The 16,603-nt window shown below is 53.6% G+C and carries 14 protein-coding genes; 7 read left to right on the forward strand and 7 right to left on the reverse strand.

The window, feature by feature from the left end:
- The 3 genes from ABWV79_RS21120 (at position 1) to ABWV79_RS21130 (ending at position 2,854) form a co-directional block, all read left to right on the forward strand.
- Positions 1–1,188 (forward strand): acyl-CoA dehydrogenase family protein, encoded by a 1,188-nt coding sequence (locus ABWV79_RS21120; RefSeq protein WP_353394661.1) that lies wholly within the window; start codon positions 1–3, stop codon positions 1,186–1,188.
- A 3-nt stretch (positions 1,189–1,191) separates the two neighbouring features.
- Positions 1,192–2,250 carry an acyl-CoA dehydrogenase family protein gene (locus ABWV79_RS21125; RefSeq protein ID WP_353394663.1) on the forward strand — a complete coding sequence of 353 codons (1,059 nt, stop codon included), beginning with the start codon at positions 1,192–1,194 and terminating at the stop codon, positions 2,248–2,250.
- Positions 2,251–2,386: 136 nt separating this feature from the next.
- Positions 2,387–2,854 (forward strand): acyl-CoA thioesterase, encoded by a 468-nt coding sequence (locus tag ABWV79_RS21130; RefSeq protein WP_170356457.1) that lies wholly within the window; start codon positions 2,387–2,389, stop codon positions 2,852–2,854.
- A 64-nt stretch (positions 2,855–2,918) separates the two neighbouring features.
- Here ABWV79_RS21130 and ABWV79_RS21135 read toward each other — a convergent pair whose 3' ends face one another.
- The 3 genes from ABWV79_RS21135 to ABWV79_RS21145 form a co-directional block, all read right to left on the reverse strand.
- Positions 2,919–4,538, reverse strand: a complete 1,620-nt coding sequence (locus tag ABWV79_RS21135; protein WP_353394666.1) for a GMC family oxidoreductase — start codon at positions 4,536–4,538, stop codon at positions 2,919–2,921.
- A gap of 365 nt (positions 4,539–4,903) precedes the next feature.
- A complete protein-coding gene (locus ABWV79_RS21140) occupies positions 4,904–5,917 on the reverse strand; it encodes a helix-turn-helix domain-containing protein (RefSeq protein WP_353394668.1) in 1,014 nt (337 codons plus the stop codon).
- Between the two features lie 124 nt (positions 5,918–6,041).
- Entirely contained in the window at positions 6,042–7,085 is a 1,044-nt protein-coding gene (locus tag ABWV79_RS21145; protein WP_353394671.1) for a zinc-dependent alcohol dehydrogenase family protein, read from the reverse strand.
- A gap of 227 nt (positions 7,086–7,312) precedes the next feature.
- Here ABWV79_RS21145 and ABWV79_RS21150 point away from each other — a divergent pair, with 227 nt between their 5' ends.
- The 4 genes from ABWV79_RS21150 (at position 7,313) to ABWV79_RS21165 (ending at position 11,634) form a co-directional block, all read left to right on the forward strand.
- Positions 7,313–7,741, forward strand: a complete 429-nt coding sequence (locus tag ABWV79_RS21150) for a DoxX family protein (protein ID WP_353394673.1) — start codon at positions 7,313–7,315, stop codon at positions 7,739–7,741.
- A 144-nt stretch (positions 7,742–7,885) separates the two neighbouring features.
- A complete protein-coding gene (locus tag ABWV79_RS21155) occupies positions 7,886–9,412 on the forward strand; it encodes a DUF4153 domain-containing protein (RefSeq protein ID WP_353394675.1) in 1,527 nt (508 codons plus the stop codon).
- Positions 9,413–9,424: 12 nt separating this feature from the next.
- Positions 9,425–10,117: a response regulator transcription factor gene (locus tag ABWV79_RS21160; RefSeq protein WP_170755928.1), complete on the forward strand. Its 693-nt coding sequence runs from the start codon at positions 9,425–9,427 to the stop codon at positions 10,115–10,117.
- Complete coding sequence (locus tag ABWV79_RS21165; protein WP_353394678.1) at positions 10,102–11,634, forward strand: sensor histidine kinase; 1,533 nt, start codon at positions 10,102–10,104, stop codon at positions 11,632–11,634. The genes ABWV79_RS21160 and ABWV79_RS21165 overlap by 16 nt, the downstream gene beginning before the upstream one ends.
- Positions 11,635–11,667: 33 nt before the next feature.
- Here the strand turns inward: ABWV79_RS21165 and ABWV79_RS21170 are convergent, their stop codons facing one another.
- From ABWV79_RS21170 to paaZ, 4 genes are all read right to left on the reverse strand, one after another.
- Entirely contained in the window at positions 11,668–12,552 is an 885-nt protein-coding gene (locus ABWV79_RS21170; RefSeq protein ID WP_353394680.1) for an SGNH/GDSL hydrolase family protein, read from the reverse strand.
- Between the two features lie 22 nt (positions 12,553–12,574).
- On the reverse strand, positions 12,575–13,429 hold the full coding sequence (locus ABWV79_RS21175) for an SGNH/GDSL hydrolase family protein (RefSeq protein ID WP_353394682.1): 855 nt from the start codon (positions 13,427–13,429) through the stop codon (positions 12,575–12,577).
- Between the two features lie 140 nt (positions 13,430–13,569).
- Positions 13,570–14,307, reverse strand: coding sequence for a hypothetical protein (locus tag ABWV79_RS21180; protein ID WP_353394684.1), 738 nt, complete (start codon positions 14,305–14,307; stop codon positions 13,570–13,572).
- An 83-nt stretch (positions 14,308–14,390) separates the two neighbouring features.
- The gene (gene paaZ, locus ABWV79_RS21185) at positions 14,391–16,430 is read right to left on the reverse strand and encodes a phenylacetic acid degradation bifunctional protein PaaZ (protein ID WP_353394686.1); all 2,040 of its coding nucleotides are present in this window, start codon (positions 16,428–16,430) and stop codon (positions 14,391–14,393) included.
- Positions 16,431–16,603 lie beyond the last annotated feature (173 nt).

A 16,603-nucleotide genomic window follows, 5' to 3' on the forward strand; every position in this document is an offset into this window, starting at 1 on the left:
ATGGACCTGAGATTTACCCCGGAAGAAGAAGCGTTTCGTGCAGAGGTACGCGCGTTTCTGGATGATAACCTGTCTGATGATCTTGTTCGAAAAAACCGTAGTTCTGCAGCTTTAAGCAAGCCGGATATGGAAGATTGGCATGCGAAGCTGAACGCAAAAGGATGGTTGGCTGCAACGTGGCCTTTGGAATATGGCGGCACCGGGTGGGGTGCGGTCGAGCGCCATATATTCGAGGAAGAATGCGCTCAGGCCAATGCCCCTCGTACAGTCCCCTTCGGCCTGAACATGTTAGGGCCGGTTCTGATCAAGTTCGGAACCGAAGCCCAAAAAGCTGAAATTTTACCGCGTATTCTGGATGGCTCAGATTGGTGGTGTCAGGGCTATTCCGAGCCCGGCGCGGGCTCCGACCTTGCTAGCCTCAAGACCCGTGCTGTGCGGGAAGGTGACGCCTATGTAATCAACGGGCAGAAAACATGGACGACGCTGGGGCAGTATGCCAACAAGATTTTCTGCCTCGTGCGGACGTCGAATGAAGGGAAGCCGCAGGAAGGTATCAGCTTCGTTCTGGTCGATATGTACACACCGGGGGTTGAGCTGCGTCCGATCCGATTGTTGGAGGGCGGATACGAGGTTAACGAGGTTTTCTTTACCGACGTGCATGTGCCCGTGGCCAATCTGGTCGGTCAGGAAAACAAAGGTTGGACCATCGCCAAATACCTTCTGACACATGAGCGGACAAATATTGCGGGTGTCGGGTTTTCCACCCGCGACCTTGATAAGCTGAAAATGTTGTCCCAAACCCTTGTTCGGGGGGGCAGGCCATTGTCTCAGGATCCGTTGTTTGCGGCGGAAATGACCGAGGTCGAAATCGACCTGGAAGCGCTGAGAATCATGAACCTGCGTATGCTGTCCGCGGCCAAAGAAGGTGCTGCATCCGGAACACAAAGCTCGATGCTCAAGATCAAGGGAACCGTGATCCGCCAACGAATTCTAAGCTTGACCCGTTCAGCGCTTGGGTCTGCGGCTGCCCCATTCCCTGCAGATGAGTTACCAGAGAACGTGCTGTCCGTGCCCGAAGAAGCAGCGCGTGCTGCAGCCAGTTACTTCAACAACCGCAAGCTTTCGATCTTTGGTGGGTCAAACGAGATTCAGCGCAACATTATCGCCAAAGATCTTTTTGGAGGCTGACACATGGATTTCAACCTGACCGAAGACCGCCAGATGCTGTCCGATACTGTGCGCCGCTATTTGGCGGACCAATATGATTTCAAAGTCCGGGACGCAGCGACTGCGTCCGCTCCGTACCATTCTGCTGAGAAATGGGAGGAATTGTCAGAACTGGGCCTGATCGCCGCTTTTGTGGCCCAAGACAAAGGCGGTTTCGGTGGCACTGGTTTCGATATAGCCACTGTTTTTGAGGAACTGGGACGGGGCCTATGCCCCGAGCCGATGCTGGCCGCGTTGATGAGCGCGCGTGTCGCTGCCGATTGCGGTGCGCAGGCGTTGGTTGATGAGATGATCATGGGCACCAGAAGGTTCGCCTTTGCGGTGTTCGAGCCGGATGCTGATGGTCTTTCTTTGATCCGGGCAAGTGCTGACAAGTCCGATGACGGTTGGGTTCTGAACGGTCGAAAATCTGTGGTTTACGGCTTGCCCGGCGCAGCAAGCGTACTGGTGGCAGCGCGTGTCGAAGCGGAAATCGGGCTGTTTCTGGTCGAGACGCCCGAGACCATCGACTATGCCATGATTGACGGTGGCGGTGCAGGCGAGTTGGTTTTGGACAATACTCCGGCCATCTGTCTGGTCGAAGACGCAACCCAGAGTATCAAAGCGAGTTTGGATGCTGGCCGTCTGGCACTCTGTGCCGAGGCGGTTGGCGTTATGCAGGTTCTTGTAGACATGACTGTGGAATACTTGAAACAGCGAAAACAGTTCGGTCGCCCAATCGCCAGCTTTCAGGCGTTGCAGCATCGCGCTGTAGATATGGCAATCGAGATCGAACAATGTCGGTCGATCACTATTCTGGCGGCCAGTAAGCTGGGAACCGATCAAGCTGAAAAATACGTCGCTATGGCGAAAAACCTCATTGGACGTGCAGGCACCATGATCGCCGAAGAAAGTATTCAGTTGCATGGGGGTATCGGAATGACATGGGAATACCCAGGATCTCATTATGCCAAACGATTGGTAATGATCGACCATCAATTGGGCGATCGCTACGCGCAATTGCAGCGCGTGATCGAGATGTAACCAGCATTATGACTGGGTAAAGGCATCGTTTAGGTGCTTAGCTAAGATGTATCAAAACTATCGGGTACTGGGTCTTGTTTCCTGACGTGTTCTACCACAAAAGTCTGGAACCCTATTTGAACGCAAAGGCTATTTCATGAATGCCCGTCACGACCAAGACCTGTCGACCTTGTCAGATTGTCCTGATGCGTTTTGGAAACGCTTTGTCGTAACGAAAGACGATCTCGATGGCTTTAACCATGTCAACAATGCCGTTTATTTGAAGTGGCTGGACGCGACAGTGTGGGAGCACACACGAGCCGTGGGCTTGGGTGAACGTGCCTGCCTGGAGCTAGACCGCGGCATGGCGGCCGCGCGTCACGAGATCGACTACATCGCGTCTGCTTTTCTGGGAGATGAGATCGTTGTTTACAACTGGATCTCTGCCAACGACCAACGGTTGCGCGCCAGCCGGTCTTTTCAGGTGATCCGGTTGCAAGACATGAAAACGATCCTGCGGGCAAAATCCCACTACGTATGCACCAAACTGAGCACCGGTCGCCCCACACGAATGCCAGAGATATTCAAGACGGCCTATGACGTGAAAGTCTCGGTTCAGCGTTAGAATTATGCGCGAGTGAGTTCCGGCACCGGTCCGCGTTTGGACCAGTGCCTTTTGGACTCAGATATCAGGCTGCGCGGGCAGCCTTAATCAGATCCGAGGCGCGCTCGGCGATCATAATCGTAGGGGCGTTGGTGTTCCCGGACACCAGATTGGGCATGACCGAAGCGTCAACTACACGTAACCCCTGAATCCCATGCACGCGTAGTTCAGGGTCAACGACCGACATCTCATCCACGCCCATTTTACACGTGCCGACGGGGTGATAGATTGAGTCTGCGCGAGACCGGATGTGGTTTTCCCAATCCTCATCAGTCCTCAATTTATCAGATCCGAACATCTCTTTTTTGCGGTGTTGGGTCATAGTTTCTGTCTCAAGGACGTCGCGCATCATCTTCGCGCCTTTGACCATGACTTTTATGTCGCGAGGATCGGACAGGAAAGCTGGATCAATACCCGGTGCAGCCAGCTCGTTCGTGCTTTGCAAAAAGACCGAGCCGCGGCTGTAGGGTCGTACTTGGCAGATGTGACAGCTGTAGCCGTGTCCCAGATGTTGTTTGCGCCCGTGGTCGTCGAGTAAGGCTGGCACAAAGTGAAACTGAATATCCGGCCGGTCCAGCGCCGGATCGGTCTTTAAGAATGCGCCAGCTTCGGCAACGGGTGACGCGGCAAGAGAAACTCCGTCTTTGCGCCACCGCAGGATTTCGCGGACGATGTGGATACCGCCTCTCAAACTGATCCCAAGGTTGTCGTGCCGATTGGTCTTGTAGCCAAGAATAAAATCCAGGTGGTCCTGCAAATTCTGGCCGACGCCCGGTAGATCATGTCTGACCTGAATGCCCAACTTGGACAGATCTGCACCATTACCGATCCCGGACAGTTGCAACAGTTGCGGCGACTGAAAGGCCCCCCCACAAAGTAAGACTTCATGTTTTGCGGTAACCGTAATGTCTTGGCCTTTGTGTTGATAAATCACGCCTGTGGCACGTTTCCCATCAAAGGTGACGCGACGTGCACGAGCGCGGGTCACAATCGTAAGGTTGGGTCTGTCGGCATTGGGAAACACATAGCCCGCGGCCGCCGAGCAGCGTTCACCGTTTTTGTCTTTGTCAAAGAACTGTGTGACCTGATAAAATCCAACCCCTTCGTTGTCGCCGGTGTTGAAGTCGCGTGTTCTGCGATGTTGCAACTGCGTGGCGGCATCAACAAAGGCTTCAGATAAAACATGGATGGATTTCTGGTCACACACCTGCAGCGGTCCGCTGCCGCCATGCATGTCGTCTTCGCCGCGTTCATTGCTTTCGGCTTTTCGGAAGTAGGGCAGGACGCTGTCCCAATCCCATCCTTCACAGCCCAGATCGGCCCAAGCATTGTAGTCCTCTCGCTGGCCGCGGACATAAAGCATGGCATTGATCGCACTGGACCCGCCCAGACATTTCCCGCGGGGCTGATAGCCCTTGCGCCCGTTCAAGCCGGGTTGTTCGACCGTTTCAAAGCTCCAATTGTTGATCTTTATCGGCTTGCTTGGGACCATGGCTGCGACTGCCATAGGCATACGTACGAATATATCGTTGCCACCCCCGCCGGCTTCGAGCAGGCAAACCGAAACTTTCGGATCTTCGCTGAGGCGTGCGGCAAGAACCGACCCGGCGGAGCCGCCACCTACTATGACGTAATCGAACTGCATAGATTTCCTTCCAGTTTACCTGCTCTTTTGCGGGTTATATGTGGCGCGAGGCTTAGTGCGTAAGCTGAACTGGTTCGGACCAAGTTGCGCCCGCCGGTCTGTATTTGCTCGCAAGAACAAACCCTTAAAGCCAAACCAATTTGTTGGATGAGGTTTTGTTCGTAGCAATTACATAGTTATCCTCCGGCCGTTTCTCGGATGCCCCAGCCTCTCTCCTAGCCAGCAGCAACTCGATACCCAACAGAAAGACTGATCTGCGGATGTTTCGACTTAGTGGAAAATATTGCCAGTCGACCCCAGTGCGTAAACCCCACATCGGGTCATAAGATTGACAATCGAGGACAACGTAGCGTCAGATTCCGCCTTCAGAAACCGACCCTATAATGTTTCGGAGTTTTTCCTGTCCACCTTCTGAAGGCGCGCACGAAGCTGGCAGAATCTGAGAAACCTAGCACATAGGCGATTTCCTGTGTGCTGAGTTCGGCATCCCGAAGATACCGAAGTGCTAGTTCAGACCGCGTGGAATCGACGATATCGCTGAACGTCGTGTTTTCTCGTTTCAGATGGCGGCGCAGGGTTCGGCTAGTCAATCCAATCTGACGTGAAATCAGTTCCATATTGGCCCCAAAAGAGAGGCTTTGAACAAGCGCTTTTCGAACTTCGCCGGACACGCGCCCCTCATCGCGGCTGAGCAATTCGGACAACTCCTGTTCGCAAATCTGGACGATTTGCTGAAAGGTCATCCGGTTTCCCAGTTCCAATCTTTGGTCCATCCATTTGGGAGGAACACTATACCGGTTCTTCTCAGCCGAGAATTTGATGACATCTGCGGCGTGTGCCGGAATGGTGTAATAACTGTCCCTTGGGTATCGCAACTCAAGCAAATTGCACTGGAAATCCTGACCAATCACGTCCTGATGCAGTGAGGCAAATATTCCGGCCTGCAGATTGGTCAGAAAGGAATAGAAGTCAGGCGATTGTTCGATCACCGAGACCGGTTCAAATTCCCAACCGGGGTTGTCCTTATCAAAGTCAAAGGACATTTCGGCTGTAGGCGCCGCAAGATAGTGAAACCTCTGCGCGAAATCTACAGTATCCCGGTATCTTGTGCTGCTTAGAACAGCATATCCATAAAGCCCGTAATCCGAGATGTGGAGGTTTCTTCCGATATCGTAAGGTAATTCGGGGTGCCAGCGCTGCTGCGCGATATTATTCAGCACATCGATGATCTGATGCAGCGAGACACGGTACTCTGTCTCTTTTAAGCGAGTTCGGTCGATATCTGTTCGTTCGAAAACACCATCAGATTGAATCTGGTAGCGATCCAATACCCGAAGCGCCGCATTCAATTTTGCGGCTGTATAATGCCTTTCTTTCAAAACTCCTCCCACTCGGTTCCACTGCGTTCGTAACCGGGTTGAGCAAGACTATGGCCTATATCTATCTGATCACACAAGAATCTTGGTGATTACAATCCGTTTTTATCGACAAGAGCTAGTCGCGTTAACGGTCGAAATCAGTGATGACTGTCGCGCCGATGGATTGAAAGCGATCCATTTCCATCAAGGCCTGCGGCGCCTGAGACAGGTTGATCGTTTTGCCTACCAGTTTTTCTGGCGCTAGCTTGCCACAAGCGATCATGTCCAACATCGCGCCGTACCGATGGGCCTGCATTCCGTGAGAGCCCAAGATTTCAAGCTCATTCGAGATAACTTTTGCCATTGGCACCTGAGGTTGCGCTTGTTCGCCCAGCATAAGCCCAACCTGCACATGTTTCCCTCGGGGTCGTAGGTTTTGGATGGAATTGAAGCAGGTCGCCGGATGTCCCAGTGCGTCAACTGAGACATGAGCACCGCCACGGGTCAATTCGATAACTTCTGCTGCGACATCTGTCCCGGTGCCATTGATTGCGGTGACCGCGCCCAGGTTCCGAGCCAGGTCAAGCTTTCGGTCATCAATATCCACGGCAATGACCTGAGCGCCCAACGCGCTGGCGATCATCACGGCAGACAGACCGACCCCGCCGCACCCGTGAATGGCGACCCATTGACCTGCGCCGACTTTTCCTTGGTCGACAATAGCGCGAAACGACGTCGCAAAGCGGCAACCAAGACTGGCCGCGGTTGCAAATTCCATGCCCTCGGGCAAAGCAACAAGGTTCAGATCGGCCTGATGAACCGCAACATATTCGGCGAATGAGCCCCAGTACGTAAAGCCGGGTTGATGTTGATCCAGACAAACTTGTTGATGTCCCGCGTGGCATTCCGGGCAAGAGCCGCAGCCTGCGACAAAGGGGACTGTTACCCTGTCACCTGGTTTCCATTTCTTGACGTTTACGCCTGTGGCTTCCACAACGCCGGCCAGTTCGTGGCCGGGGACATGTGGCAATTCGATATCGTCGTCATGCCCCATCCAACCGTGCCAGTCCGAGCGGCATACACCCGACGCCTCAACGCGGATCACAACACCATCTGCATCCGGTGAGGGGTCACTTATTGTGACCAGCTTAGGAGGATGCGAGAAATTTTCGTAGAGAACGGCTTTCATTGGTCAGTCCCGCGGTAGTGGTTGCTCAGGCAGCATGGTAGTCAGGTTTTCATGCGATAAAAAGCTCTGCCAAGCGTCGTTTGATCAGTGGTTTCGGTGTTCAATTTACTGTGGCCTCCGGTTGCGGAAATTTATCGATGAAAATAGGTCATGTGCCATTGTCGCAAACAGCTTGAGCCTACAATGACGTTGTCTTAAACCGACTTGGTTCAGCTTGGAGTTCACCAATGCCTGGCGGTTTCCCGACAACCAATGCGCTTGCGAGTCTGAGGGGAACATGGTCAGGTTTTATTACTTGGGTCTTTTGCTCGTTTTCCTTTGGTTTTTTTTGCGGCGGGATCGGGCATTTTGTCGTGTCAGAGTTCTTCCTAAGTATTACGCCACCTTATGTTCCTTGGCCGTTGGCGGTGGTTTATGTGTCAGGAGTACTGGAAATCCTGGGGGCGATTGGCATTCTATTGCCGCAGGCCCGCCAACTGGCTGGGAATTGTCTGATTTTACTGACATTGGCCGTGACCCCGGCCAACATTCATATGTCACTGAACCCTGAGCTTTACCCATTTGCTACCGAATGGCAGCTGAACTTACGCCTAGTTATTCAAGTCCTACTGTTGGTTTGTATCTGGTGGTCGACACGCGACCGTCGCTGGGTCTGATCGTTTGGTCAACTGGGTGGAGTCGTCAAAGGTGTGCGCAAAATCTGCACAATAGCTTTTCAAAACCTGTTCAGGACTCGCCCCAGCTCTGCAATTGCGTCTGTCAACTTGATGGGAAGAATAACCGCAATCAGGAGGCGCATAATGAGGCAGGAGCTGATAATCCACGGAGTGCCGGATAGCCTTAAACGAGATGCGTGGTGGCTAAGCATGTCAGAGACAACATCCGCGCAAACAACCCCACGGGCGCAAAGCGATAAATCGCTGTTTTCCTCACTTGGAATGCGGCACAAGATACCTTTGCTTGGCGTTTTGGTGACACTGGCAGACTGGCTGTTCTGGCACCAGCCGATTGGAATCTCTCTTGCCGTGTTTGCGATGATCCTTTCGGCAGCAATAGTGGCCTTGAAGACCCCTCGGACCAATCGGCGCGAGTGGGTCGGGGCCATGGGCTTTGCCCTAGTGAGCAATTTGCCGTTGTGCATCGACCTGCAATTCTTGTCGGTGTTATTTAGTCTGGCCGGGTTGGTTTTGCTGGTGGGGTGGTCGGTCTACGGATTGCCGTTGAACGAACGCTTGTTTTTTAGGGTTGCGATACGATTGCCTACAATCGGAAACTTGTTGCTGAGTTGGGCCGCGCTGCGTGATTTGCCTGAGGCAGATATGGGCAAGGGCATTCGTCGTCAGGCATCTTCGGCCGTGCTTCCCTTCATGATGGGCATCATTTTCCTGATACTGCTGGCCGCCGCAAACCCAGTTCTGGAAGGCTACCTGCAAGGGTTGGACCCAACTCATTTGTTCACAGCCGATTTTTGGTTGCGCGTCTTGTTCTGGTGTCTGATCGGGTCTCAAGTTTGGGCGTGTTTGAACCTTAGTAAGTCTTGGTTGGGTTCCGGAGCGCAAAAACCCTCTTTCCAGAGGGCCGGGCCCGGACGGGTTACATTTCTGATCAACCCTCTTTCTGTTCGGAATTCGCTGTTTTTGTTCAACCTGTTGTTCTTAGTGCAGACAGGTATGGATATCGGGATTTTTACCGGCGGTGTCGCCTTGCCCGATGGTATGACTTATGCTTCCTATGCCCATCGCGGTGCCTATCCTTTGGTCGTGACGGCATTGCTAGCAGGGGTATTCGTCCTGTTGACACGCAGCATGATCGCGCAGGATACGGTCCTGCGGAATCTGGTTTATCTTTGGTTGGCTCAGAATATCTTTTTGGTGATGACCGCAGCCTTCCGCCTACAGCTATATGTTGAGGCATATGCACTGACTTATCTGCGCGTGGCCGCCTTTGTCTGGATGGGCCTTGTATTGATCGGCTTGGTGCTGACGGTCATTCAAGTTCATCGAGGGTTGGGAGTTGATTGGCTATTGCGACGGTGCCTGGCCACCGTTGTCGTCACAGTCTATGTTTGCTGCTTTGTCAATTTCGCGCACCTGATCGCTGGCTACAACCTGACGCACGGTCAGGATCTGGCGCTTCGCGATACCTACTACATCTGCGGATTAGGTCCCGATGCATACCCTGCCATACACGCTTTTGAAGCCAAAACCGGCGAGCGTATTTGCGGTAAAAGACTGGACTATCTCATGTCCCAGGATGCCATTTCCAACTGGCGAGAATGGGGCTTTCGCAGGTGGCGCATCCAAGCCTATTATCAGGCTCAGAGCTGAGGACCCTATTTGATGCCCGCACGTATTCTTATCGTCGACGACGATCCGGACATTCTTGAAGTGACAGGGTTTGCAGTTGAAAACGCTGGTTTTCAGACGATGTTTGCCAGTGACGGTTTGGCCGCACTTGACGCTGCTCGACAAGAGCAACCTGAACTGATCGTATTGGATATCGGCCTGCCTGAACGTGACGGGCTTGAAGTGTGTCGCGAAATTCGCAAGTCCTCGGATGTCCCGATCCTGTTTCTTACGGCTCGGGATGATGAGGTTGACCGGGTCGTCGGGCTTGAGATCGGAGCAGACGACTATCTGACCAAACCCTTTTCCCCGCGCGAACTGGTGGCACGTATCAAAGCCATCCTCAAACGCAGCGTCCCGCCAGCCACCCCGGCGGAACAAGTCCTCGTGCAAGGGAAGCTGACTCTGGATGCGCGGCGCCATTCGTGCCTGTACGGCGCAGAGCAGGTGGTATTGACAGGATCAGAGCTTCGGCTGTTGGCAACTTTGATGTCTCGACCGGATCACGTTATGTCCCGACCTCAGTTGGTGGATGCGCTGTACGGTTACAACATCCACGTGTCGGACCGAACAATAGACAGTCATATTCGCAATATCCGCGCCAAGCTGTCACAAGCCGGCTGCACCGACGGAATTGTCACCGTGCATGGTGTTGGCCTGAGGATGGGACCATGCAAGGCGGGGTAAAGCCTAGAAAACGTCCCAAGCTTTGGACTGTTGTCTTGCTTGTACTGGGGATTGTTCTTTGTCTGCCGTTTGCTGGGCTGGCATTGTTCCGATTTTACGACAGCCAGTTGGTCCAGCAAACCGAAGAAAGCCTGCTGACACAAGCTGCTGTCCTCTCGGCGACCTATTCCGAGCTATATGCTGAGGCAGCAGGGCTTGATCCGCCCAAGCGCGGCGCAATTTCGGTCGATCGGGCAGTCTTTCCAGCATTGTCGGTAAACCGGGAAACAGTTTTGCCTCCGCGCCCCGATGCGCAGGCAATGCAACTGGACCCGGGCCGCGTTTATAAGCAAATAGCGGCTCCTTTATCGCGGATCGCGGCTGGCGCACAGACGCAAACGCTGGTGGGGTATCGGTTTCTGGATACGTTCGGAAATGTCTTCGCCGGAACCGCCGAACTCGGAGAGAATCTGGGGCAGGTGGCCGAAGTACAGGAAGCTATGCACGGGAACATCGCGTCGGTCGCTCGAACGCGTCTGCGCGAGGACAGAACACCTGCGGTCTATACACTCAGCAGGGCAGCCCGTGTTCGCGTGTTTGTTGCGATGCCGGTGTTCGTAGAAGAGGCGCAGATCGGGGCTGTCTATCTGAGCCGGACCCCAAACCATATCTTCCGATTTCTTTATGGAGAGCGTTTTAACTTGGCCAAAGCGGCCGTATTCGTGGCTTTGTCCACTGCGTTGATCGGGTTTGTGTTCTGGCGCTTTATCACACGGCCCATCCGTCTTTTGATAGAAAGGACGCAATCGGCAGGCTATGGCGTTGACGCGTGGGAGCCACCAGAGCATTTAGGAACCCGCGAAATTGAGGAGCTGAGTCAGAGCTTTCAGTCTCTCACCACACGTCTGCAAAACAAACAAGACGCGCTAAAAACCTATACCGCCCATGTCACGCACGAGTTGAAGTCTCCTCTGACTGCCCTCAAAGGTGCGACCGAGCTGCTGCGGGACAACAGCTTGCCTGTGGAACAACGGAACAAGCTTCTGGATACCGTAGATAAAGGCGGCAAGCGTATGGAGGACTTGCTGGCCCATATGCGTGCGTTCAGCCTTGCCGATCAAAGTGCTTTGACCGGAAGTTGTCGTCTAGATGATGTCGTTCCCTTCGTGACCGAGACCTTTCCCAACCTTTCGGTGCAAGTCGAAAACGGAGATCTCCCTCTGCCCGTGGCTGAAGAAACGCTAAGGATTATACTGACGCATTTGCTTGAAAATGCACAGCAACACGACGCCAGCGAAATCGTTCTGACAGCAGGTCAAGGCAACGATGCGACCACCCTGCGCGTTGCAGACAACGGCACGGGGGTTAGCGATGGGAATGCAGGAAAGATAATGCAGCCCTTTTTCACCACGCGGAGAAACAGTGGTGGGACGGGTATGGGTTTGAATATTGTGACGGCAACCGCCGAGGCGATCGGTGGACGCCTAAGCCTGGACTCATCCAGTCGCGGGGCATGTTTTCTCTTGACCTTCGGCTGACTCGACTGTCGCGCTAAAGAGCACGATTAGGATTCAGCTTTGTTCCTTCGTCGGCGAAATTTGCGTGAAGATCGCCGTACAAATCTGATCCATTTCTAGGGCAAAGAAGTTTTTGGCTGCAGCTTCGTTCGGATGATACGGATCTTTCACCATGCCTTTTTTGTTCAGACGAAAATACTCTTTGTTCCCTTGATTGGCGGCGACAGTTTCCGACGTGGATCCCGGCACAAACGAACAACGCAAGCCTGATGTTTTGAAGGCGTCCATTAGGTTCTTTTGCGCCCGCAATCTCAAGTCTACGATTTTCTTTTTGTAAGCTGGGGCGGTGGTCATGAAAATACAGGGTAGGTCAGGTGGAAGTTGGGTTTTCAACTTTTGAACATCGCGGATTGCAGCCTCGGGGCTGTTGGCCCAGCGTTTGGCGGAATTGCCCAGAAAAGACATCAGAATCAGCTTTGGGTCGTAATAATCGTCGCGCAACATCTCTTCCAGCGGAGACGTGTTTGCTGCGCAAAACTGGTAGTCGCGCCCTTCGCCAATCTGGACGTATTTGTTGCCGGACTTGTTTACGAAACCATAAGCCCCCGCATTAACCCGCCATTTGGGATCAACCTTGCAGATCGTATCCTTACCCTTGCCAGATCGTGCCGTCCACGATGGTATAGAACTGGAGCGCACACCGATTACACCGACCCGCATTTTTCCAAGTCGTTCAAGATGCTGCTTTTGCTCGGCGTTCGGTTTGCAATGAGTTTTGATATTACTGAAAAACTCCAGGAATGCAGGCCCCGAGCCGAACGATATCTGACTGTCCCCGATGATCAGTATTTCAGGCGAGTCAAACGGCTCGGCACTGACCGGAAGTGCTTTCAAAAGAAGGGCAATGGCCATGCCCGAGGCTTTGTTCAGAAACTGCATGTTTCCCCCTTATGCGGTTTCTCTATTTCAGGGCTTCGAAGATCGCATCGCAGAAATCGACCGTGTTGATCTTCAAGAACTGGCGAATTGCAGCCGGACTTGGATGATGCGGATCTTTGACACGACCGGCTTCGTTGCGGCGAAAATATTTTGGTTTGCCCTCAATGGCCGCGCGCGTCTTTGCATTAAACCCTTCCACGGCAATACACTGGGCATCGGCACGCTCGAACGCCCGGGCAATGGCCGTTTGAGCTTTCATCCGCTTGTCGTTTGTTTTTTTCAGGTAGACCGGCGCGCTTGAGATAAAGACGCAAGGCATGTCCTTGGGCACCTGTTCCAGAGTCTTGGACACATCCTGTGCGACCGCTTCTGGTGAGTTTGCCCAGCGATCGGCCGAGTTGCCCAGAAAAGTCAGGACCAACAAACCGGGATCATAGTAGTTTTCGGCAAACATAGCCTCAAACGCGGTCTGTTTGGGTTTGCAGAACTGATAAGATGGACCTTTTCCGATCTGGATGAAAACACGATCAGGGTTTCCATCGATCCCATAGGCACCAGCGTTAACACCAAATTTCTTGTCTACATCGCAGATTGCACCGCGTGTCGGCCCGCTGACGGATGTCCAAGATTGCAACGAGGTGGACCGTACACCGATCGCAGCCGTTTGACGCGCGCCAAGCTTTTCCATCAACCGAGTGCGTTCTGCTGTCACATTGCAGCGTTGTGGCAAGTCTTGGAAGAACCGGGTGTATTCCTTTCCTGCCCCAAAAGAGATCTGGCTGTCGCCCAGCACCAAAATGTCGGGTTGCGCCAGCGCAGGCACTGTACCCAGCGACAGTATCGCCACAAGCGCAGTGCGCAAGATTGATCGTCCCATGTGTGTCACGCGGCTACCTTCGATGAGAACCAACTGTGCATCCAAATCCTAACTGATCGGTAAAACATGGCCTAACCGGCGATGAAATACCAATCAAGACCCGGTTACAGTTAGCAGAGACACTCAGATTGGAACGTGAGTTATCGGGAAAATCGTTCGGGCGACAAGTTGGGCAACGCGGACAGTAGATCGGTGACCCTGCCGTGGCACAGTGCCAGCGGTCCTTTTGGGTTTAGGGAAATATGGGCCCATACTGCAGGGCGCAGTGCCATTTTCCGCCAGTGGTGCAAAAGCATCAGTCGTATCGCAGCTTGGGGCAAGGATTGCATGCGATGAATTTCGGCAGAAGCTGCAAGGTCAAAGATGTGCGACGCTTGACGTAGAACATTGTCCTGCACAAGACCGCTCGAGAACCACTCGGGCGGAGGGTAGTCATCAAACTTTAGCGTCACGACGTTTTCGGCTTTGGCAGCAGCTGAGGCGGGCATCAGAACCAGCGCTTTTTCGATTGGAATCGATAAAGGTGGCGCTGCGAATCCTTGACGAACCCAGCAGGTTACCCAGCCTTCGGGGTATTTGGCGTCTTGACGATATACATCCTCATAGGCGGCCCGGGTATCTGATAGGCCATTTGAAGAAAGGCGATAGGTAACTTCGCGCCCCGATTTTGTTGACTCGATCCAGCCGTCTTTTCTAAGGCGGTGCAAGGCGACACGCATGGCTTCGGTTTTGATCCCAACACGACCAAGTAGCAGCCCCAAGTCTTTGCCTGTAATTTCTTTGCCGTTCATGTCACCGAACAGGGTAACGATCAGCGACCAGGTCTTGATCGGTTCCAGCGCAACAAGTTCTTCAATCAGTTTTTCGGCTGAATTCAAATCTAAGTTTCCAAATGGCCGGTTCGCAGGCTGGCCTATTGGATATCATGCCAATGTCTTGTGTGGCCACGGAAAACCGATGCTCAACCTCGGGAATATGCATTCATTGTCAGAAGTTCGTACTCGGCTGCCCGCTCGCCATTCTGGTTTGTCAGTGTCACATGCCAGCGAACCTCGCCATAGTCTTGGTTGCGCGGAGTTTTCTGCTTGACCGTCAGATGAACTTGAATGCTGTCTCCGGCTTGCACGGGCTTAAGGAACCTCAGATTGTCGAGCCCGGTATTCGCCAGAACTGGCCCTTCATCTGGTTGCACGAACAACCCCGCAGCGAAGCTGAGTAACAGATACCCATGTGCAACCCGTCCCGGGAAAAATGGGTTCCGCTTCGCGGCAGCTTCGTCCATGTGTGCATAGAACGTATCGCCGGTGAAATGTGCGAAAGTTTCAATGTCGGCCAAAGAGATTTCTCGGGACGCGGTGTGTAATGTCTCACCTATTTCCAGTTCATGGAAGGTGCGGGTAAAGGGGTGGGCATCGCGGGTGACTTCTGCTGAGCCGGCCGTCCATTTTCGGTTAATCCGCGTCAGAATATCGGGGCTGCCCTGAACCGCAGTGCGCTGCATGTAGTGCAGTACGCCCCGAACGCCTCCCAGCTCTTCGCCGCCGCCCGCGCGTCCTGGGCCACCATGCACCATGTGCGGCAGCGGAGAGCCATGGCCCGTGCTTTCGTTCATAGATTGTCGGTTGTTGAAGTACAGTCGCCCGTGAAACGCGCCCGCACCCAAGGCGGCTTGTCGGGCAAAGTCGCCGTCGTTGGTGATGACCGAGGCAACAAGGCTGCCTTTGCCCTTGTTGGTCAGGCGAAGGGCATGATCAAGATCGCGGTAAGGCATGACGGTCGAAACCGGCCCAAAGGCTTCGACATCATGAACGTATTGCGCTGTATCTGGGGTCTCGCAATAAAACAGCATGGGCGGCACGAACGCGCCTTTTTTGCGGTCCGCACCCGATACCTGAAACTTTTCTGGGTGGCCAAATACGCGAGTCGCATCCTGCTCGATCAGGGCGGCTTTCTGCAAAACGTCCCGGCGTTGCGCCTGAGAGACCAGCGGCCCCATCTGCGTCGCCGTGTCCGAGGGATCGCCTATAATTGTCCGCTCAAGGGTTTTCCGCAAAGCTGTAATCACCGCTTCGACCAGTGGTTCAGGCGCAATAATCCGACGAATGGCAGTGCATTTCTGCCCAGCCTTTGCCGTCGTCTCGCGGGTAATTTCCTTGATGAATAGGTCGAATTCGGGCGTGCCTACTTCCGCATCGGGTCCGAGAATTGAGGCATTCAGGCTGTCTTGCTCGGCAATAAAACGGGTTGCGTTATGCAAAATGCTCGGTGTGCTACGCAGTTTAAGAGCCGTTTGCGCCGAGCCGGTAAAGCTGATCACATCTTGCGATCCGACGTCGTCTAGCAGCGCACCAATATCGCCCGAGATCAGCTGTACTGCACCATCTGGCAACAAGCCGCTTTCGAGCATGATGCGAACACATAACTCGGTTACGTAACAGGTGGCTGTCGCCGGTTTGACGATTGCCGGCACCCCGGCAAGTAAGGTGGGCGCAAGCTTTTCCAGCATGCCCCAGACCGGAAAATTGAACGCATTGATGTGGACAGCGGCGCCCGTCAACGAGGTGCAGATATGTTGCCCCAAAAAGGTTCCACTGCGGGACAGTTGCTCGATATTGCCGTCCAGATAGATCGTATCATCTGGCATCTCACGCCGACCTTTGCTGGCAAAGACCAGCAACGTGCCGATCCCCCCATCAATGTCGATCAGGTGGTCCTTGTGCGTAGACCCGGTCGCGAAAGAGGCGTCATAAAGTGCCTTTTTGTGCTGGCCCAAATGCAGCGCAAGTGCCTTCAGCATGCGGGCTCGATCATGGAAAGTCATGGCCCTCAACGCCGAACCGCCTTTGGCACGCGCATATTCCAGCATGGCTTCGGTGTCCAAAGCACTGTTGCCTGCCCGTGCAATCAAATCTCCGGTCACCGCCGAGTGGATATCCCGCGCGGCGCTGTCACAGCCAATCCATTGACCGGCTACATGACTTTCAACGTTCTGAACTGCCATTTCGGGACCTCTACAATGGTGTCGTTCATTAATTGACCAACCGGACGGTTTATGAAATGTTTAAATTGAAGGTTGCTTAAGATCAAGGAGTATACAGTGCTTGCCACGCGACACGCAGGTTGGGACGGGTTCACTGTGAATCGACCTGATCAGATGAGCAATTTTACCAATGA

Origin of the sequence: Ruegeria sp. HU-ET01832 (genome assembly GCF_040371315.1) — a bacterium.
In the GTDB taxonomy this organism is placed as follows: Bacteria; Pseudomonadota; Alphaproteobacteria; order Rhodobacterales; family Rhodobacteraceae; genus Ruegeria; species Ruegeria lacuscaerulensis_A.